The sequence below is a fragment of the Methylophilus sp. QUAN genome, assembly GCF_015354445.1.
In the GTDB taxonomy this organism is placed as follows: domain Bacteria; phylum Pseudomonadota; class Gammaproteobacteria; order Burkholderiales; family Methylophilaceae; genus Methylophilus.
In genome coordinates this window covers 629,567-649,799 of sequence record NZ_JADKYT010000002.1, presented here as the reverse complement: position 1 = coordinate 649,799, position 20,233 = coordinate 629,567, and the positions used below count along the sequence as shown (strand labels likewise).

Sequence of the window (20,233 nt, the reverse complement as noted above, 5' to 3'; positions counted from 1 at the left end):
ATACACATTTCCAGACCAGTTCAAAATAAAGAGTAGACCGTGAAAATCATAACTTTTCAAAATTATCTTAAAAAGTTTTAATTTGCCACATCTTCTATCGTTATGCTGGCTGGCCGGTTGACGGCAGCGGTCACCAGGAAACCCAAGGCAGGCTCTCCTGCATACGTTTCAAGCAATTGCATTTGCATGGCCACCGCTTCCGCACGCGATGGCAACAGCACAAAACCGGTCGGGCCCCATGAGGTTTGGCCGATGCCGGTATACCCCTGCTGTTTGAGCGACCGTAAAATATTGCCCACCGCCTGGCTGGCATAGGCGCCGCCCTGTGCGGGGCCAAAGTAATCCGCATTATATGATTGCAAATCCCCTAAAAACGCGCTGAATCCTGCAAAGTCCTGCTCCATTAAGGCAGGTAGCCCCTCACTTAACAGTTGCTGCTGAATCGCCTGCGTCGCCGCCAGCGTGGGTGGTACCAATTCTTTAAAGGCTGTTTTCTCGCCCTGCCCGTGCAAGCCATCACGGCTATTATCAATGATCAGTAAGAAGTACCAATCCGCAGGAAACGCCTGGTGCACCAGCATGGGCGGTACTACAGTATTTGGTCCGCGTCCGCCATCGACAACCAGTCCGCCATGCTCAAAGGTCGCAATACCTATGCCTGAGCGCGCCCCACGCTGATGAACGGCAGCAATCTGCGCGGCGTCGACTGGTTGCCCGAGTAAACTATTCACCGCCGCGCCCAGCGCCAAGGCCATTTGCGTGCCTGATCCCAAGCCACCATGACGTGGGATGGCCTGGTGTATGCTGACATTCAGGTCTATTGCAAGGTGGTGTGCATCCAGATGCCGTTGCAAAATGGCGGCAGCCCAAGGGTCCAATGGTGACGACTGAATACCAGGGCTGAGGCTAAGAGAAGTTTGAAATGCATCAATGGCAGCACCGACACTGCCAAACTGGCGCTGCGTCTGCTGATTCAGGTTAAAAAAACCGAGATGTAAGCGACCGTAAGTGGTGACACTGACCGTGCGCTCTGCGGGAATGACTGCATTCATGGCGTTTTATTATAGGGATGCTAAAAAAAATGAAATGCCACCCTCACGGCGACGTGACATTAAAACATGATTTTGGCATAATGCCCGATATAAAAGTCATTCTGTAATCAGACGATGTCCGGTAGACAGCCTCTATTTATCGAATTCAATCCGTTGCACTCCGCGATAGATTATCACCAGTTTTAAAATAATTAAGGGTTTTATATGGTAAGTCATGTTATTCCATTTGAGAATCTACGTAACACTGATGTCCCGTCTGTAGGCGGCAAAAACGCTTCTCTGGGCGAAATGATCTCTCAACTCACCGCCAAAGGCGTACGCGTACCTACCGGTTTTGCGACCACTGCGGATGCTTATCGTGAGTTTTTGGCGCAAGGTGGATTAAACAACAAAATCAATGACTTGCTGGACAAGCTGAACGCAGACGATACACAGGAACTGGCCCGCGTTGGTTCGCAGATCCGCCAGTGGATCATGGAGGCCGAGTTTCCACCAGCACTGCAGACCGCCATTGCTGAAAACTATGCCAAACTGATTGAACGATCAGCGCAAGGCACCACCTTTGCGGTGCGTTCTTCTGCCACGGCAGAAGACTTGCCAGATGCGTCTTTCGCTGGCCAGCAAGAGTCTTTCCTGAACATCCATGGCCTGGACAACATTAACCATGCGATTAAAGAAGTATTTGCTTCTTTGTATAACGACCGAGCAATCTCCTACCGTGTACACAAAGGTTTTGTACACGCAGATGTGGCCCTGTCTGCAGGCGTGCAACAAATGGTGCGTTCAGACATTGGCTGTGCCGGTGTGATGTTTACCATTGATACTGAATCTGGTCACCGTGATGTTGCCTTTATTACTTCATCCTATGGTCTGGGTGAAACTGTGGTGCAAGGTGCCGTGAACCCGGATGAGTTCTATGTACACAAGCCATTGTTGGCACAAGGTAAGCCAGCCATCGTGCGTCGCACCATGGGCTCCAAATTGATCAAAATGGTGTTTTCTGACGCCACCCAAGCGGGTAAATCTACACACACAGTGGATGTAGATGCGGCAGAAAGCAACCGCTACTCGCTGACTGATGCCGATATTCTTGAGCTGGCTGGTTATGCCATGACCATTGAGCAACACTATGGTTGCCCTATGGATATCGAATGGGGCAAAAACGGCCTGGATAACAAGCTATACATCCTGCAAGCACGTCCTGAGACTGTGAAGTCACAAGAAGCGGCGAAAAACGTGACCGAAACGTTCAAACTGCAAAAGCACTCTTCAGTGCCTGTGGTGGCTGGCCGTGCCGTGACACAAAAAGTAGGCGTGGGCCCAGTGCGTATCGTGCTGGATCCGGCAGAGATGCATGAAGTACAGCCAGGTGACGTACTGGTGGCTGACATGACTGACCCTAACTGGGAGCCAGTGATGAAACGTGCCAGCGCACTGGTGACCAACCGTGGCGGCCGTACTTGCCACGCGGCGATTATTGCGCGTGAACTGGGTATCCCGGCGATTGTCGGCTCTGTGAATGCAACTGACCTGCTGCGTGATGGCGAAATGGTGACCGTTTCTTGTGCTGAAGGTGAAACCGGTTTTGTTTACCACGGCGCATTGGACTTCGAAGTGTCTACACAATCGAACAGCGCACTGGCAAAACCACCTTGCAAGATCATGATGAACGTGGGCAACCCTGACATGGCGTTCACCTTTGCCCAGACACCAAACGATGGTGTTGGACTGGCGCGTCTGGAGTTCGTGATTAACAACATGGTAGGCATACACCCGAAAGCCATCCTCAATGTGGATGCCATGCCAGCAGCCATGCAAGCAACCATCAAGAACCGTGCGCGCGGCTATGCCAGCCCGAAACAGTTCTACATTGATAAAGTGGCCGAAGGTGTCGCGACCATTGCGGCAGCATTCTATCCAAAACCAGTGATTGTACGTACTTCAGACTTCAAGTCTAACGAGTATAAAAAACTGGTTGGCGGTGACATTTACGAGCCAGACGAAGAAAACCCGATGATCGGTTTTCGCGGTGCGGCACGTTATATGGCAGAAGACTTTAAAGAGTGCTTTGCCATGGAATGCCAAGCCATGAAGAAAGTGCGTGATGAACTAGGCCTGGTCAACGTTGAATTGATGATTCCATTCGTACGTACGCTGGAAGAAGCACGTGCCGTGACTGAAATCATGGCTGCCAACGGCCTCAAGCGCGGCGAAAATGGCCTGCGTCTGATCATGATGTGTGAAATCCCGGCCAACGCGCTGCTGGCTGAGCAGTTCCTGGAGTATTTCGATGGTTTCTCTATCGGCTCTAACGACCTGACACAGCTGACATTGGGGATGGACCGCGACTCAGGTATCCTGGCTGACGGTTTTGACGAGCGTAACGATGCGGTGAAAGTATTGCTGAAAATGGCAATCAACACCTGTAACCGTTTAGGCAAATACGTTGGTATTTGTGGTCAGGGTCCTTCTGACCATGAAGACTTTGCCGAGTGGCTGGTCGCAGAAGGGATTCAGTCTGTTTCCCTGAACCCTGACACTGTGGTCGCGACCTGGCAGCGTCTGACAAAGAAATAAGCGTTAGGCTTGATTAGCAATTACTTGAGGCATCTGTATGAATCACCGTTCTGTGTTTATTATTTCTGATGGTACGGGGATTACGGCAGGTGCCTTAAGCAAATTGCTGGAACACTTTCCGAATACCAAATTCACCACCACTCGCCTGCCCTTTACCGACAATGACGAGAAGGTTCAGGCAGCTTTCGAGCATATCCAGAAAATTGCAGACCAGGATGGTATTCGCCCGATTGTGATTATGTCCGTCGGCAATGGCGAACACCGCAACCACCTCAAGCAGGCGAATGCCTACTTTATTGATTTATTCCACCGCTTTATTTACCCGCTGGGCTCAGAGCTTAACCAGGAGCCACTCACCGGCGCCAGTATTGCTTATAGCGCCATGGGTAACAGCTATTCAGAGCGTATGGAAGCGATTAATTTCACGCTGAACCATGATGACGGCATGACCAATACCGGCCTCGATGAAGCGGAAGTCATTCTAATCGGGGTATCCCGCTGCGGCAAAACGCCGACCAGCATTTACCTGGCCATGCAGTTTGGCATCAAGGCAGCCAACTACCCGTTGATTCCAGAAGACTTTGAACGTGGCGCTTTACCTGCCGCCTTGCAAAAAAATATCGATAAGATTTTTGGCCTGACGATTAAGCCTGAGCGCTTGCACTCTGTACGTAATGAGCGCCGCCCGGACAGTTTTTATGCCTCACTGGATAACTGCCGCAAGGAAATTGAAATTGCTGAAGGCATGATGCGCAGTGCAGGCATCCCCTGGGCAGACTCGACTAGCCGCTCCATTGAAGAGTTGTCTGCCTTGATCCTGCAAAAAATTCGCCAGCGTTAAGGCTGGCGGCTAGGTTTTGTTATTGACACAATGGCTGCTTAGGCAGCCATTGCCATTTCACGGGCTGGCGATGTATGAACGCGTTCAGTTTGTGGCTTCAACATGTCGCCACGCCAAAAATAATAAAACTCACGAGAGACGCTGAGGAAGGTGTGCTGCGAACCCAGCGCATTAAACAATGGCAGGTTTCTGTCCACCATCTGGCGATAGCTATGGGATTGTTTGTGTGAAATGTGGCGCAAAGACAGCAACAGGCACTTAGCCATGCGCATGCGTTCTTTAAACACCGCAGGCTCAAAGCCGCGCACCAGAGTGACTTGCTCAAAAGCATCCATGACCTGAGTTTCATGACTGTTCATGGCTGTTTTATCCAGGTCATACCAATGCTTGAATAATTCGTCTTGCGTCACCATGGCCACCGGCGTACTGCCATTGAATACTTTGGCCTGGCTCATGGCCGCAATGGCTTTGATATCACGCACCCAGAATGAGAAAAACTCGCGAATGACCGGCAGAATGCTGGGGATTTCAGCTGGATCGATGCTGGCAATAAAACGGTCAACGGCGTGTCGGTAATGGCTGCCATCACAAGGGATATCTTTCAGAAAAGCACTGACTCGAATAATAATGAACTCGCGTTGTACCAGCACACGCTCACTCACGCCCTGTCCGGTCAGCAATTTGACGTAAGCTTTGCGAGCTTCTTCTTCTCTGGTCATTTCCATGATTCACTCCCCTGATTGATTCTGAATAATGCCTGATTATTTAGCAGGCATTGACAGTTTCATATTAAAACAGGTGGCCGTCGATCAAACATGTAATGAAATTGGTAAATCCCCCACATTTCAGCGCTTGCGCTTAGCGCGTGTTTATCACCACTGGCTGTTTGGGCTGACGCGCCAGCAATAACAACAGGCTACTGAGCAAGGTCATCGCCAGCATGGCAGCCGCTAATGTTAGCGTGGAATGCCAGACCAAAGGCACAATCAGTGCCGAGCTCAAGGTTGAGCATAGCATCTGCATAAAGGCCTGCGCTGAGGCGGCCGTGCCGCGTAATGCTGGATAGCAATCAAGCGCTGCAATCGACAACACAGGCATGGCCGCGGCCATCCCCACATTAAACAAGGCAATTGGGATAATGGCCAGCCACCAGGCGCTGTGCACGTTGGAGCTAGCCCACCACTGCAAGCCCACATTACAACTGGCAATCAATACCATCCAGGCAAATGCCCAGTACAAAATGCGCGCGGGTGCCACTTTGCCCGCAGTATGCCGTGAGATCCAGGAGCCTAGCATCATGCCTGTCACCGTGGGAATAAATAGGTAACCAAACTGCTGGCTGTTTAAATGCAAATGCTTGACCAGAAAGACCGGGCTGGCCAGCACATAAATAAAAAATGCGGAAAAGTTCAAGCCCAGGCAAGCGATCAGGCCTAGAAATACCTTGTGCTTAAGCATCCTGCCGTAAGTGGCGATGATTCCTTGCACAGAAAAAACAATACGCTTTTCCGGCATCATCGTTTCTGGCAGATAACGCACCGCCATCCATAGTGCAATCGCGGCATAGACCGATAAGAAAATAAAAATAGCTTGCCAGTGTATGCCTAGTAACACGCCACCTAAAATCGGCGCGACGGCTGGCGCGATGCCGAACAACAGCTGCACGGTCGCCATCACCCGTTGCGCCTGCGCGCCGGAAAACAGGTCGCGCACCATGGCGCGCGCCACTGTGTTACCTGCACCGCCACTCACGCCTTGCAACGCACGGAATAACCATAACGTCTGCACATTCGGCGCAAACGCACAGCCCAGGCTCGCTAGTGCGAAAATGGCCAGGCCCCATTTAATGGTGGTGATGCGCCCGATGGCATCTGAAATGGCGCCGTGGCATAAGGTCATCACGGCATAGGGCAATAAATACAAGGTCAGGCTTTGCTGAATCGCCAGTTCATCAGTGCCAAACTCAGCGGCCATCACATGGAAAGCAGGCAGATAGGTGTCAATCGCAAACGGTGCTAATGCAGCCAGCCCAGCCAAGACCAGCACCAGGGTAGAAGAACGGGATATCAACATGAACAACCTTGTAAAAAAGCAAAGGTGCCCTCAGGCACCTTTAAGATTATAAGCCACAATGCCTGCGCTATGAGCAGCCTTAAGGCAAGGCATGAAATTGCGCGATTCTTTCCTTGTCACCCTCGACATATTTTTTGGAGTTTTTGTCCGTTCTGAAAATGATGGGCTGCTCACGGACCAAGGGGTTTTGTGAATTGACCAAGGCTTCATCAATCAAATGACGGTTTGGAGATTTGGTACATACCGGATCCGCCATTTCAGCATCCCCACTGAGCAAGTAGGATTGGCAACGGCAGCCGCCCAAATCATTCTCTTTTTCATCGCAGCTACGGCAAGGCTCTTTCATCCACTCCATGCCACGGTATTTAGTAAAGGCGGGCGACTCTTTCCAGGCCCATTCCAGGCCATTTTCGCGTACATTGGGGAACGTCATGCCTGGCAACACACGGGCAGAATGACATGGCAATACATCGCCATTGGCAGTCACAATCATGAATACTTCACCCCAGCCATTCATACATTTTTTCGGGCGGTCAGCAAAATAATCCGGCACCACAAAGAACACCTTCATTTTATTGCCCACGCGCTCCCTGAACGCATTGGTAGCCGCTTCTGCGCGATCTAACTGCTCGCGCGTAGGCATCAATTGATCACGGTTGACCAGGCTCCAGCCGTAATACTGCGTATTGGCCAGCTCAACATAATCAGCGCCCAAGGCTTCCGCCATTTCCAGTATCTTGCCGACCTGGTCAATGTTGTAGCGGTGTATCACTACATTCAGCACCATAGGATAGCCATGCGATTTAATCATGGCGGCGACTTTTTTCTTGAGCTCAAAGGTACGCGTGTTGGTAATAAAGTTGCTGATGTCTTCAGTCACATCGTGCATGGAAAGCTGGATGTGATCCAGGCCGCCTTCTTTAAACGCCTGGATACGCTTTTCAGTCAGGCCTACACCTGAGGTGATCAAATTGCTGTAATAACCCAACTTGTGTGCTTCGGCGACAATTTCTTCAATGTCATCACGCAGCAGGGGCTCGCCGCCCGAAATGCCCAACTGGATGGCGCCCATTTTACGGGCGTCACGCAAGGCGCTAATCCATTGCTCGGTCGTTAATTCATTTTTGGTGTGCTTGTCATAATCGGTTGGGTTATAACAGAACGCACAATGCAGCGGGCAACGATAGGTCACCTCAGCCAATAACCACAAAGGCTGCTTTTGCGTGACGCTTGCTGCTACACCATTATTTAACTGTGCCATGACGCCCTCCTTGCGGATTAATTCAGCTTGCGCAACCAGGCTTTACCAACAGCCAGGTCAAACATGCCTAAAATATCACTCTCAATGTCTTCGGCATCCGGAAAGGTTGTTTTCAAATCAGCCACAATATCGCCAACACTCGCTTTGCCATCCACGCGCTTGAGAATCTCGCCAGCGCCACCATGCAACTTGACCATGCCTTCCGGAAACAGGATGACATAGCTTTGCTGTGCCTCTTCCCATTGAAAGCGATGGTGTAAGGCAATCGTGTAAATGTCCGCGTGTTGAATATTGTTTTCCATATGTCTACTTTCTAATGCGCTGACTTGTCGGTCATTTAATTTTCAATGTTGATGACCGGCTGACGCAGATAATCACGCCCTTCGGTTTTAATCTCGGTCGAAGCCAGCATGATGGCGTCTGCAATCACCCACAGCACATTCAGCTTAAATTGCAAAATTTCCAGTGCCTTCATCTGCATGTCACGTGAAGTGCTGAAGTAATCCAGCGTAACGCTTAAGCCTTGCTCGACATCGCGGCGCGCTTCGGTCAGGCGTTTTTTAAAGTACATCAGGCCTTCTTCTTTCACCCAGGGGTACATGCTCGGCCAGGAGCTGATACGTTGCTGATGGATGTGTGGCGCAAACAACTCGGTCAGGCTGGAGCAAACGCTCTCTTGCCAGGGGCGCTGTTTGGCAAAATTGATATAGGCATCCACCGCAAAACGCACGCCTGGTGACACCAGCTCCAGGCTGGTGACTTGTTCACGTGTCAGGCCAACGGCTTCACCGAGCTTAATCCAGGCCTCAATACCGCCAATCTGGTCATCGACGCCATCATGGTCAGTAATACGCACGATCCATTGTTTACGCACTTCCTTGTCCGGGCAATTGGATAAAATCGCCGCATCCTTCATCGGAATCGCGATCTGGTAGTAAAAACGGTTAGCGACCCAGCATTGCAATTGTTCTTTAGTCAACTTACCCTCATACATCATCACGTGAAACGGATGATAGATATGGTACCCCTGCCCTTTCTCGCGAAGCTTTGCTTCGAATTCTTCGCGGGTCCATGGCAACTGTGCCTGAGTCACTGCGTTCATATTGCTCTCCTATAGAATGATGTCCATGCCGTCGTACGCCACCTCGATCTTGTGATCATTGAGAGTCGCACGCTCGGCGGAATCTTCCCTTAAAATCGGGTTGGTATTATTGATATGAATCAGCACTTTACGCACTGCTTTATCCGTACCAAACTTGTCCAACTCTTCTATCATGCCGCCCGGGCCAGATTGTGGATTATGGCCGATACTGCGCGCAGTCTTGGTCATTAAGCCCATATCCAGCATCTCAGTATTGGTCCAGAATGTGCCGTCCACCATAATGCAATCAGCCTGATGCATCAGTGGTGGCAAATGTGGCTCAATCTCTGCCAAGCCTGGTGAGTACCAGCATTTCTTGCCGGTGGAAATCTCTTCAATCAGCACGCCTATGGTGTCACCCGGATGCGGATCATTGCGGTGTGGAGAATACGGCGGTGCGGCACTCTTTAATGCCACCGCAGTGAAGCGCAGATTAGGCACGCCTGGGATTTCAAAACTGTGCGCATTGCTGACATCGTTGGCATCAATCGCGATTTCGTGGTGATTGACACCGCAATAATGACCCAGGATATTCAGGATCTGGTTACCGGTGGTCAGGTCTTCATAGACCATTTTTGTACAGTAAATCTCGCGCTTGACCTGGCCTTCGCGCAACATGAATAAGCCTGTCGTGTGGTCAATTTGCGCGTCAATCAGCACAATGCCTTGAATGCCGCTATCACGTACGGCACGGCCTGGTTGCAGAGGTGCAAACTCCTGGATTTGCTGCAACACATCGGGAGATGCATTAAACAACACCCAATCTACGCCATTGCTGGAAACACAAATGGATGACTGAGTGCGGCGTTTGGCCTTGATGGTGCCTTTGCGCAGACCGTCACAATTTGGACAATTACAGTTCCACTGTGGAAAGCCACCGCCTGCCCCAGCCCCTAATACGTGTATATGCATAATCGCTCGTTATTCAATTCTGTTAATTCATGGTTGCAAGAGAGTACCAAGCCTCATCATACAACAATTGTTTGTGACTACTGCATCCATCGCAAACCTGCCGCAACGCTGGCCTGCAATGTCTGTTAAGTAAGACTGGCATCATACGCATGCGTTGCATGAACAGCCTACAACTGACAATGATTCCCTGCTCATGATTTTCATGAGCGCATGCTTGTTTGTGAGATAACACCCATAAAAAAGCCGCGCTCACTGGCGCGGCTTTGATTAAAACGATAGATTACTCTTCTAAAGCATGCTTTTCGCGGCGTGCTTTGACTGCCGCAGCCAGCGTTTCCAGTACAGCCACCGAGTCATCCCAGCCCAGGCAGGCATCGGTAATCGACTGGCCATAATTCAGGCTACAGCCTGGTGAATGGTCCTGGCGGCCTTCATTCAGGTGCGACTCCAGCATCACGCCGATAATGCGCGCATCGCCAGCAGACACTTGCGCAGCCACATCATCCACCACTGCAATCTGGTTTTTGTATTGCTTTTGACTATTGCCGTGACTGCAATCGACCATCAACACAGGCGCCAGGCCTGCATCGGCTAACTGGTCACACACGGCGGCCACGCTTTGCGCGTCATAATTAGGGGCTTTACCCCCACGCAAGATCACATGGCAGTCTTCATTGCCTTTGGTCGCAAAAATGGCTGATTCGCCTTCTTTGGTCATCGACAAGAAGTGGTGCGGGCTGGCTGCGGTTTTAATCGCGTCTATCGCCACTTTGGCACCACCGTCAGTGCCGTTTTTAAAGCCTACTGGGCAGGACAATCCAGAAGCCAGTTCGCGGTGAATCTGTGACTCCGTCGTGCGAGCGCCAATCGCGCCCCAACTGACCAGGTCAGCCGTGTACTGTGGTGATACGACATCCAGAAACTCCGTTGCCGCCGGCATGCCAATCTCGTTCACATCCAGCAAAAAGCGGCGTGCTTTTTCCAGGCCTTGGTTAATGTCGTAAGTGCCATCCAGATGCGGGTCGTTGATCAAGCCCTTCCAGCCCACGGTGGTGCGTGGTTTCTCGAAGTAGACACGCATGACAATCAGCAACTCACCGGCCAGCCGCGTACGCACGTCCAACAAGCGTTTGGCATATTCCATACCAGCGTCAGTATCGTGAATCGAGCATGGTCCGACAATCACCAGTAAGCGGTCATCACCCTGATGCAAAATATGGTGAATCGCAGTGCGTGTCTTCAGGATATTCTGTGTGCTAACCGTGCTTTCCTGCAGGCGTGACAACAATTCCGCCGGTTTTACCAGCGGTTTAATTTCCAGCACCCTTACATCATCAGTGGCTAATTTTTCGTATACAGTCATGACTTCAAAATCTTTTCCAGCACTTCGAGGAAGCGTGCATTTTCGCTAAACAAACCAATACTGACGCGCAAATAATCCGGCATCTCATAATTGGCCACCGGGCGTACGATCACGCCTTGCTTGAGCAAAGCCTGATTGACGGCACTGGCGTTGGTCACTTTAAAACTGACAAAGTTGCCATAAGACGGAATATAGCTCAGGCCTAGTTGCTCCAGCCCCTGCGTAATCTGCGTCATGCCAGCTTGATTAGCAGCATAACTGCGTGCCACAAAGTCCTCATCTTGCAATGAGACCGTCGCGGCCACCTGTGCCAGGCTATTCACATTGAATGGCTGGCGCACACGGTTCATTAAGTCAGCCAGCGTGGCATGCATCAGGCCAAAACCCACACGCAAGCCTGCCAAGCCATAAGCCTTGGAAAAAGTGCGTGAAATAATCAGGTTTTCAAATTCGGCTAGCCATGTGATGGCTTCTGACTTGTCAACCGAAGACAAATACTCGTCATAAGCCTCGTCCAGCACCACCAGGATGTGCTTGGGCACCTGCTGTAAAAAGGCTTTTAAATCAGTTTTGCTAATCAGTGTGCCGGTGGGATTATTCGGGTTTGCCACAAAAATCAATTTGGTTTTAGGCGTAATCGCTTTTAAAAAACCAGGCAAGTCATGGCCAAAGTCCACGGCAGGCACTACCACGCCATTGGCGCCAACGGCTTGCGTCACTAATGGATACACGGCAAACGCATGCTGGGAATAAATTGTTTCATCGCCTGCGCTCAGAAAAGCGCGTGCTGCCAGTTCCAGAATATCGTTCGAGCCGTTACCAAACACAATTTGTGCCGGTTGCACGCCATATTTGTGGCTCACGGCATCCCGCAAGGCAAAGCTGTTGCCATCCGGATAACGCGCAATCTCATAAATGGCCTCTTCCAGCGCCATTTGTGCTTTAGGGCTCATGCCCAAGGGGTTTTCATTAGACGCCAGCTTAACGATATCGGCTTCATTGAGGCCCATTTCACGGGCTAATTCACTGATAGGCTTGCCACCTTGATATGGCGCAATGGCACGAATATTGGCTGGAGCTAACGCTGCTAAAGAGACAGATGACGACATAGAATGCTTTAAATAATAGCGGTTGGGTAAGAGCCCAACACTTTGAGTAAAGTGGCGCGCTCAGCAAGATCTTTCAGTGCGGCCTGTACGGCAGGTTGTTGCTGATGGCCTTCGATATCCACAAAGAACACGTAATTCCACAAGTTTTGACGCGACGGGCGTGACTCCAGCTTGGTCATGCTGACGCCATGGCGTGAAAATGGCTCCAGCAACTGCAACACGGCACCAGGCTTGTTGTGTGCACTCATGACCAGCGAGGTTTTGTCCTGACCGGAAGGCGCAACACCGTGATTGCCCACCACCAGGAAGCGGGTGGTATTTTTCGGGTCATCCTCGATATTTTCAGCAAGGATATGCAAGTCAAACAGTTCGGCCGCACGCTTGCTGGCAATTGCCGCCGCAAACGTACCTTCACTGGCGACTAACTCATGAATCATCTGTGCGGCACGCGCATTGCTAGTCACCGCCTCACGTGCCGCATTCGGCAAGTGTTTGTTTAACCATTCATGACATTGCGACAAAGATTGCGCATGCGAAAACACATGGCTGATCTGGCGGATATCCTGCTGAGCAGATAACAGGCAGTGATGCACAGGCAAAGTGATTTCACCGATTACCTGCAAGGGGCTAGATAGTAGCAAATCCAGAGTAATGCCCACAGCACCCTCGGTGGAGTTTTCAACCGGCACCACGCCGTAGTCGGCCTGTCCAGCTTCTACGGTGCGGAATACTTCATCAATGCTTGCACAGACAACGGCCTGACGGCCCTCGCCAAACTGCTTGAGCGCGGCTTCTTCGCTGTAAGTGCCTAATGGGCCCAGGAAGGCAATGGAAAGTTCTTTTTCAAGGGCGCGGCAATTGGACATGACCGCACGGAAAAGATGACTTACCGCCTCAGGCGACAAGGGACCCTGGTTTTCAGACTGCAGGCGCCGTATGACCTGCGCTTCACGCTCAGGGCGATAAATGACACCATCATCTTTCAAATGCCCGATCTCGCGTGCAAGCGCTGCGCGCTCATTGACGAGCGTCAGCACCTGCGTATCAATCGCATCAATTTTATCTCTAAATTGTTTTAATAAATCAGACATTTAAAAGTAATATTTAAAGTGTTTTATGAGTGAATTTTTTCGAATTCCTGCATGAATTCGACCAATGCCTGCACGCCTTCAATCGGCATGGCGTTGTAAATACTGGCACGCATGCCACCGACGGAACGATGGCCTTTTAATTGCAGCAAGCCACGCGCATCAGCAGCCTTCAAAAAAGCGTCATTGAGGCTTTCATCACGCAAACGGAACGGGATATTCATACGTGAGCGGTAAGCTGGTTCAATGTCATTGCTATAAAACTCGGTTTTATCCAGGTAGTTGTATAACAAATTGGCTTTGGCAATATTGATTTGCTCAATGGCCTCTACGCCGCCTTGTGCCAGCAACCACTCGAACACTAGGCCAGCAATATAAATGCTATAGGTCGGTGGCGTGTTAATCATACTCTGGTTATCGGCCTGGGTTTTCCAATGGAATACCGCCGGGGTCAGTGCTGACGCCTGTTCAAGCAAATCTTCACGCACAATCACCAGGCACAAGCCTGCCGGGCCGATATTTTTTTGTGCGCCGCCATAAATCACACCATATTTTGAAACATCGATTGGGCGCGACAAAATATGTGACGACATATCCGCCACAATTGGCACGCCATGCGTGTCTGGCACCTCCAGAAACTCAACGCCGTTGATGGTTTCGTTGGTGCAATAGTGCACGTAAGCCGCGTCTTTGTTCAGTTTCCAGTCGGTAAAAGCGGGCACGGTGGTAAAGCCACCAGTCTCTGCGCTGGCAACGACATTAATCTGGCCGTAGGCTTTCGCGTCTTCTACGCTGCGCTTGCTCCAGGAGCCAGTGACCACATAATCCGCAGACTTGCCGTTCAGCAGGTTCATGGGGATGATGGCATTTTCGGCAATCGCCCCGCCCTGCAAGAACAACACTTTGTAATTGGCTGGAATAGCCAGCAGTTTGCGCAAATCGGCTTCGGTTTTTTCCAGAATGCTGGTGAACTCCTTGCCGCGATGGGACATTTCCATCACGCTCATACCGGAGCCATGCCAGTCTAGCATTTCAGCTTGCGCACGCTCCAGCACGGGTTTGGGAAGCACTGCCGGACCGGCAGAAAAATTAAAAATCTGTTTCATGCGTGTATTTATTCTTCGCTGTACTTATTCTTCAGTCTCGTCACCATCATCGTCGGTCTCTACGATTTTCTCCAGACCTGACAACTTTTCACCTTCACCAAGGTTAATCAGGGTCACACCTTGTGCGGCACGGCCCATATCGCGGATTTCCTTGACGCGGGTACGGATCAATACGCCACCCGTGGTAATCAGCATGATTTCGTCTTCTGCCGTCACCAGTCTTGCCGCCACAGCCAAGCCGTTACGTTCACTGATGGCAATGGCTTTCACGCCTTGGGTACCACGGCCAGAATGACGGAACTCTGACAGCACCGTACGCTTGCCGTAACCGTTCTCGGTGGCGACCAAGACAGACTGCTGGTCATTTTCAGCAATCAGCAAGGACAGCACCTGCTGTTTAGCGGCCAGTTTCATGCCACGTACACCACGCGTTGCACGGCCCATCGGGCGCACATCATCCTCAGTAAACCAGACCGCTTTACCCCCATTGGAAACCAGCACAATGTCGTTCTGGCCATTGGTCACTTCGGCACCAATCAGGTAATCACCTTCATCCAGGTTAATCGCGATAATGCCGGACTTACGTGGGTTAGCGAACTCAGTCAGTGCTGTTTTCTTCACGGTGCCTTTGGCTGTCGCCATAAACACGTAGTGATTTTCGTCGAACTCTTTCACCGGCAAGATGGCGTTGATTTTTTCGCCCTCTTCCAACGGGAACAGGTTCACAATCGGTTTACCACGGCTGACACGGCTGCCTTGTGGCACTTCGTAGACTTTCAGCCAGTAAACACGGCCGCGACTGCTAAAGCACAGGATGTAATCATGCGTATTCGCCACAAACATCTTGTCGATGAAGTCATCTTCTTTTGTGGCTGCTGCCTGCTTGCCACGGCCACCACGGCGCTGGGCGCGGTATTCATCCAGTGGCTGTGATTTGACATAGCCGGTGTGCGATAGCGTCACTACTACATCTTGCGGTGTAATCAGGTCTTCTAGCGACAAATCTTGCGTGTTTTGCTCAATTTCGGAACGGCGTTTATCACCAAACTGTTTCTGGATTTCGTTCAACTCTTCGACAATAATCGCGGTCACGCGCTCTGGCTTGGCCAGGATATCCAGCAAGTCAGCAATGATATCCATCACTTCTTTATACTCATTGACGATCTTGTCCTGTTCCAGGCCAGTCAGGCGTTGCAAGCGCATTTGCAGGATTTCCTGCGCCTGCACATCAGACAACTTGTAGCCTTTGGGCGTCATGCCAAAGTCCACTGACAAACCTTCAGGACGTGAGGCTTCCATGGCCGCACGTTTAAGCATTTCCTCAACCACTGGTGAGTTCCAGCTACGCGCCATCAATTCTTTTTTCGCTTCTGGCGGCGTTGGCGCAGCTTTGATGATGGCAATCATCTCGTCCACGTTCGCCAGCGCCACAGCCAGGCCTTCCAGCACATGGCCGCGGTCACGCGCCTTGCGCAGTTCGAACACCGTCCGGCGTGTCACCACTTCACGGCGGTGGCGCAAGAAGGCTTCCAGCATCTGTTTCAGATTGAGCAAGCGTGGCTGGCCATCCATCAGCGCCACCATGTTCATGCCGAAGGTATCTTGCAGCTGCGTCTGCTTGTAGAGGTTGTTTAAAATGACCTCTGGCACTTCGCCGCGCTTGAGTTCAATGACCACACGCATGCCTGATTTGTCAGACTCGTCACGCAGGTCAGAAATACCTTCAATTTTCTTCTCGTTAACCAGTTCAGCGATTTTTTCAATCAGTGTTTTCTTGTTAACCTGATACGGTAACTCATCAATAATGATGGACTGGCGGCCGCCTTTTTCCAGGTCTTCAAAGTGGGTGCGGCCACGCATCACGACACGGCCACGACCAGTGCGGTAGCCCTCTTTGACGCCTACCGTGCCATAAATAATGCCTGCGGTCGGAAAGTCTGGCGCCGGGATAAACTCAATCAGTTCATCGACGCTGATTTCAGGGTTTTTCAGCAGCGCAAAACAGGCGTTCAGCACTTCATTGAGGTTGTGTGGCGGAATGTTAGTCGCCATCCCCACCGCGATGCCTGAGCTACCGTTAATCAGCAGGTTAGGAATACGCGTTGGCATGATCAGCGGTTCTTGCTCACTGCCATCGTAGTTAGGGCCAAAATCAACGGTTTCTTTTTCGATATCCGCCAGCAATTCATGTGCAATCTTGGACATGCGGATTTCTGTATACCGCATCGCCGCCGCATTGTCGCCATCCACAGAACCAAAGTTACCCTGGCCATCAACCAGCATATAACGCAATGAGAAGTCCTGCGCCATACGCACAATCGTGTCATACACCGCGGTATCGCCGTGCGGATGGTACTTACCGATCACGTCACCGACAATACGGGCAGATTTTTTATAAGGCTTGTTGTAGTCATTAGACAGCTCGTGCATGGCGAACAGTACGCGTCTGTGCACAGGCTTTAAACCATCACGCACATCGGGAAGCGCACGCCCCACAATCACGCTCATGGCGTAATCGAGGTAGCTGCGACGCATCTCGTCTTCTAAGCTGATAGGCAGGGTTTCTTTAGCAAATTGATCTGGAGACTGACTCATTCTTGACCCAATTTATAGTTAAAAGTTATCACGCGATTTTAGCATATCTAGCGTAATCTGGCTTGCCAAATCGCGGCTGCCAGGCCAATTAACCACACAGCGCCAACATATGAGCCGCCAGAAAAAACAATGGGGAGCAAAATTGCTCCCCATGCAGTGATGATTGCCGTCAACGATGCGGCATTAAGCGCGCGTCAACAGCTGCAAGTCTGCCTTCAGGTCCTCTACATGTTCCAGGCCAACAGCAATCCTGACCAGATTATCTTTAATGCCAGCCTCAACCCTGGCTTCGGCGCTCACGCGACTATGCGTGGTCGTTGCCGGATGCGTGATGGTAGATTTTGCATCACCCAGGTTGGCCGTGATCGAAATCAGGCGCGTGGCATCAATTAACGCCCATGCCGCCTCTTGCGCCGTTTGGCCCGCCTTTGGTTTAACCTCAAAGGTGACAATGCCGCCACCCAAGCGCTGCTGTTTTTGTGCCAGCGCATATTGCGGATGTGACGGTAAACCCGGGTAATAGACGCGCTCAACGCCAGGCTGCTGCTCCAGCCACTGCGCCAATGCCAGTGCACGCGCGGCATGGGCCTCCATACGCACTTGCAAGGTTTCCAGCCCCTTGACGAACACCCAGGCATTAAAGGCGCTCATGGTGACACCTGCCGTACGCAAGAAGCCATAGACCGGCTCAATCAATGCTTTGCTACCCAGCACCGCACCGCCCAGCACTCTGCCCTGGCCATCGATATACTTGGTCGCAGAATGAATCACAATATCCGCCCCCAACTTAAGTGGCTGTTGCAAGGCCGGTGTACAAAAGCAGTTATCCACCGCGAGGTAGGCACCTGCGGCATGCGCCACTTCTGCCAGCCTGGCAATGTCGCCCACTTCAGTCAGTGGGTTAGAAGGGGTTTCTGCAAAAAATAATTTTGTATTTGGCTTGGCAGCGGCTTTCCATGCCTCCACATCGGTGAGTGACACCAGGGTCACTTCCAGCCCCCAGCGTTTGAGAATATTGGTAAACAGCTGCACGGTGGTGCCAAAAATGCTGCGGGAGGCCACAATATGGTCGCCTGCGCTGCAAATGCCCATAATGCAAGCCAGGATCGCAGACATGCCACTGGCAGTCGCCACGCACTGCTCGGCCCCTTCCAAGGCAGCCAGTTTATCCTGAAACATGGTGACCGTCGGATTGGTAAAACGCGAGTAAATATTACCTGGCTCGGTGCCACCAAAACGCGCTGCCGCCTGTGCCGCACTATTAAAGCGAAAACTGGAGTTTAAAAACAAGGCTTCAGAGTTTTCACCAAACTCGGTGGTGAGTGTACCAGCGCGCACCGCCAGCGTTTCCAAATGGTATTGGTCGTTCATGTTTCCTCAATCTTCTGTCCGGGATACGGACGGCAATAAAAAACCCGTTTCAGCATTGCGCTAAAACGGGTCTTTGGGGCTCTCGCTTTAGCGGTATTTATAATGCGCTCGCAAGCTGAGTTTGGCTTCGTTTAAAGTTCGCCACTCAAATCAGCGCAATTTCATTAAACGCCTTTTGCCGGCGCCTGTCAACTTCTAATCGGCCCCTACCAGGTCTGTAGATAACAGGTTTAAATCCAATTGCGTGGTCGAATTTGGCGGCAATTGCTTTTTATTCATATCACTGCGCGCAGACTCAATGCGGTTCAAATAAGCCGCATCAATATCGCCAGTGACATATTTACCATCAAAGCAGCTGCAGTCAAACTCAGTCATGTGCGGATTAGACTTGGTGATGCTTTCACGCAAGGCATCCAGGTCCTGGTAAATCAGCGCATCAGCACCAATTTCAGCACAAATTTCCTCATCAGTACGATTGGTCGCCAACAACTCATGACGGCTAGGCATATCAATGCCATACACATTCGGGTAACGCACCGGTGGCGCCGCAGAAGCGAAGTAAACCTTGTTCGCACCGGCATCGCGGGCCATTTGCACGATTTGTTGCGAAGTCGTGCCACGCACAATCGAGTCATCGACCAGCAGCACATTCTTGCCTTTGAACTCAATGCCGATTGGGTTCAGCTTCTGGCGTACGGATTTTTTACGCAATGCCTGACCAGGCATAATAAAAGTACGGCCGATATAACGGTTTTTGATAAAGCCTTCACGGTAATCCAGGCCCAAAGCAATACCCAACTGCAATGCACTTGGACGGCTGGTGTCCGGGATAGGAATCACCACATCAATCTGTTTATCGGCCCATTCACGCTTGATTTTTTCAGCCAGCAATGTACCCATATCCAGGCGTGTCTGGTATACCGATACACCGTCAATCACAGAGTCAGGACGTGCCAGGTAAACGTATTCAAAAATACAGGAAGTCAGTTTTGGATTGGTCGCACATTGACGGCTGAACAGGTTACCGTCCATATCGATAAATACCGCTTCACCAGGCTCCACATCACGCAACATGGTAAAGCCCAATACATCCAGCGCCACGCTTTCAGAGGCGACAATATATTCGGTGCCCTTGTCAGTCTCCTGCTTGCCGATCACCAAAGGACGAATACCATGTGGATCACGGAAGGCCAGCAAACCGAAGTTGGCGATCATCGCCACCACGGCATAAGCACCTTTACAACGTCTGTGCACACCAGCCACGGCATCAAACACCATGTCACTGTTAAGCAAGGCATTTTTAGAGGTGCTTTCGATTTCATGTGCCAACACGTTCAACAACACTTCAGAATCAGAGTTGGTATTGATGTGACGTAAATCTTGCCTGAACATTTCAGACTTGAGTTGCTCGGAATTGGTCAAGTTACCGTTATGGCCCAACACAATACCAAATGGTGAGTTTACGTAGAACGGCTGCGCTTCAGCCGCGCTGGAGGAGCCGGCGGTCGGATAACGTACATGGGCAATACCCACATTGCCGATCAGGTTACGCATATGGCGGGTGTGAAATACATCTTTCACCAGGCCATTGTTTTTGTGCATGTGGAAAGTGTTGCCATCACAAGTGACGATACCAGCGGCATCCTGACCACGGTGCTGTAATACCAGCAATCCGTCATACAACAACTGATTCACCGGGTTCTTGCCTACAATACCGATAATTCCACACATAGCGACATCCTAT

Annotated in this window: 16 protein-coding genes; 2 read left to right on the top strand and 14 right to left on the bottom strand. The window is 51.0% G+C overall.

Features of this window, described 5'->3' with window-relative positions; genetic code table 11:
* Positions 1-77 precede the first annotated feature (77 nt).
* A complete protein-coding gene (locus INP79_RS11550) occupies positions 78-1,052 on the bottom strand; it encodes a hypothetical protein (RefSeq protein ID WP_194754389.1) in 975 nt (324 codons plus the stop codon).
* A 204-nt stretch (positions 1,053-1,256) separates the two neighbouring features.
* Between INP79_RS11550 and ppsA the strand changes: the two genes are divergently transcribed.
* Positions 1,257-3,629, top strand: coding sequence for a phosphoenolpyruvate synthase (ppsA, locus tag INP79_RS11545; protein WP_194742031.1), 2,373 nt, complete (start codon positions 1,257-1,259; stop codon positions 3,627-3,629).
* A 37-nt stretch (positions 3,630-3,666) separates the two neighbouring features.
* Positions 3,667-4,470 carry a pyruvate, water dikinase regulatory protein gene (locus tag INP79_RS11540; protein WP_194742032.1) on the top strand — a complete coding sequence of 268 codons (804 nt, stop codon included), beginning with the start codon at positions 3,667-3,669 and terminating at the stop codon, positions 4,468-4,470.
* 38 nt (positions 4,471-4,508) lie between these two features.
* Here INP79_RS11540 and INP79_RS11535 read toward each other — a convergent pair whose 3' ends face one another.
* The 13 genes from INP79_RS11535 to purF all read right to left on the bottom strand — a co-directional run bounded on the left by INP79_RS11535 (position 4,509) and on the right by purF (position 20,220).
* A complete protein-coding gene (locus INP79_RS11535) occupies positions 4,509-5,195 on the bottom strand; it encodes a hypothetical protein (protein WP_194754388.1) in 687 nt (228 codons plus the stop codon).
* 133 nt (positions 5,196-5,328) lie between these two features.
* Positions 5,329-6,543: a multidrug effflux MFS transporter gene (locus tag INP79_RS11530; RefSeq protein WP_194754387.1), complete on the bottom strand. Its 1,215-nt coding sequence runs from the start codon at positions 6,541-6,543 to the stop codon at positions 5,329-5,331.
* Positions 6,544-6,622: 79 nt separating this feature from the next.
* Positions 6,623-7,804 carry a pyrroloquinoline quinone biosynthesis protein PqqE gene (pqqE, locus tag INP79_RS11525; RefSeq protein WP_194742035.1) on the bottom strand — a complete coding sequence of 394 codons (1,182 nt, stop codon included), beginning with the start codon at positions 7,802-7,804 and terminating at the stop codon, positions 6,623-6,625.
* 17 nt (positions 7,805-7,821) lie between these two features.
* Positions 7,822-8,106, bottom strand: coding sequence for a pyrroloquinoline quinone biosynthesis peptide chaperone PqqD (gene pqqD, locus INP79_RS11520; RefSeq protein WP_194754386.1), 285 nt, complete (start codon positions 8,104-8,106; stop codon positions 7,822-7,824).
* A 35-nt stretch (positions 8,107-8,141) separates the two neighbouring features.
* On the bottom strand, positions 8,142-8,906 hold the full coding sequence (pqqC, locus tag INP79_RS11515; protein ID WP_194754385.1) for a pyrroloquinoline-quinone synthase PqqC: 765 nt from the start codon (positions 8,904-8,906) through the stop codon (positions 8,142-8,144).
* Between the two features lie 9 nt (positions 8,907-8,915).
* Positions 8,916-9,857: a pyrroloquinoline quinone biosynthesis protein PqqB gene (gene pqqB / locus INP79_RS11510; RefSeq protein WP_194754384.1), complete on the bottom strand. Its 942-nt coding sequence runs from the start codon at positions 9,855-9,857 to the stop codon at positions 8,916-8,918.
* Positions 9,858-10,137: 280 nt separating this feature from the next.
* A complete protein-coding gene (locus tag INP79_RS11505; RefSeq protein WP_194754383.1) occupies positions 10,138-11,220 on the bottom strand; it encodes a 3-deoxy-7-phosphoheptulonate synthase in 1,083 nt (360 codons plus the stop codon).
* Entirely contained in the window at positions 11,217-12,329 is a 1,113-nt protein-coding gene (gene hisC, locus INP79_RS11500; protein WP_194754382.1) for a histidinol-phosphate transaminase, read from the bottom strand. The genes INP79_RS11505 and hisC overlap by 4 nt, the downstream gene beginning before the upstream one ends.
* Positions 12,330-12,337: 8 nt before the next feature.
* Complete coding sequence (gene pheA, locus INP79_RS11495; RefSeq protein ID WP_194754381.1) at positions 12,338-13,420, bottom strand: prephenate dehydratase; 1,083 nt, start codon at positions 13,418-13,420, stop codon at positions 12,338-12,340.
* A 23-nt stretch (positions 13,421-13,443) separates the two neighbouring features.
* The gene (gene serC, locus INP79_RS11490) at positions 13,444-14,523 is read right to left on the bottom strand and encodes a 3-phosphoserine/phosphohydroxythreonine transaminase (protein ID WP_194754380.1); all 1,080 of its coding nucleotides are present in this window, start codon (positions 14,521-14,523) and stop codon (positions 13,444-13,446) included.
* A gap of 24 nt (positions 14,524-14,547) precedes the next feature.
* On the bottom strand, positions 14,548-17,118 hold the full coding sequence (gene gyrA / locus INP79_RS11485) for a DNA gyrase subunit A (protein WP_194742043.1): 2,571 nt from the start codon (positions 17,116-17,118) through the stop codon (positions 14,548-14,550).
* Between the two features lie 183 nt (positions 17,119-17,301).
* On the bottom strand, positions 17,302-18,489 hold the full coding sequence (locus INP79_RS11480) for an O-succinylhomoserine sulfhydrylase (protein WP_194754379.1): 1,188 nt from the start codon (positions 18,487-18,489) through the stop codon (positions 17,302-17,304).
* Positions 18,490-18,684: 195 nt separating this feature from the next.
* Positions 18,685-20,220, bottom strand: coding sequence for an amidophosphoribosyltransferase (gene purF / locus INP79_RS11475; protein WP_194742045.1), 1,536 nt, complete (start codon positions 20,218-20,220; stop codon positions 18,685-18,687).
* Positions 20,221-20,233 lie beyond the last annotated feature (13 nt).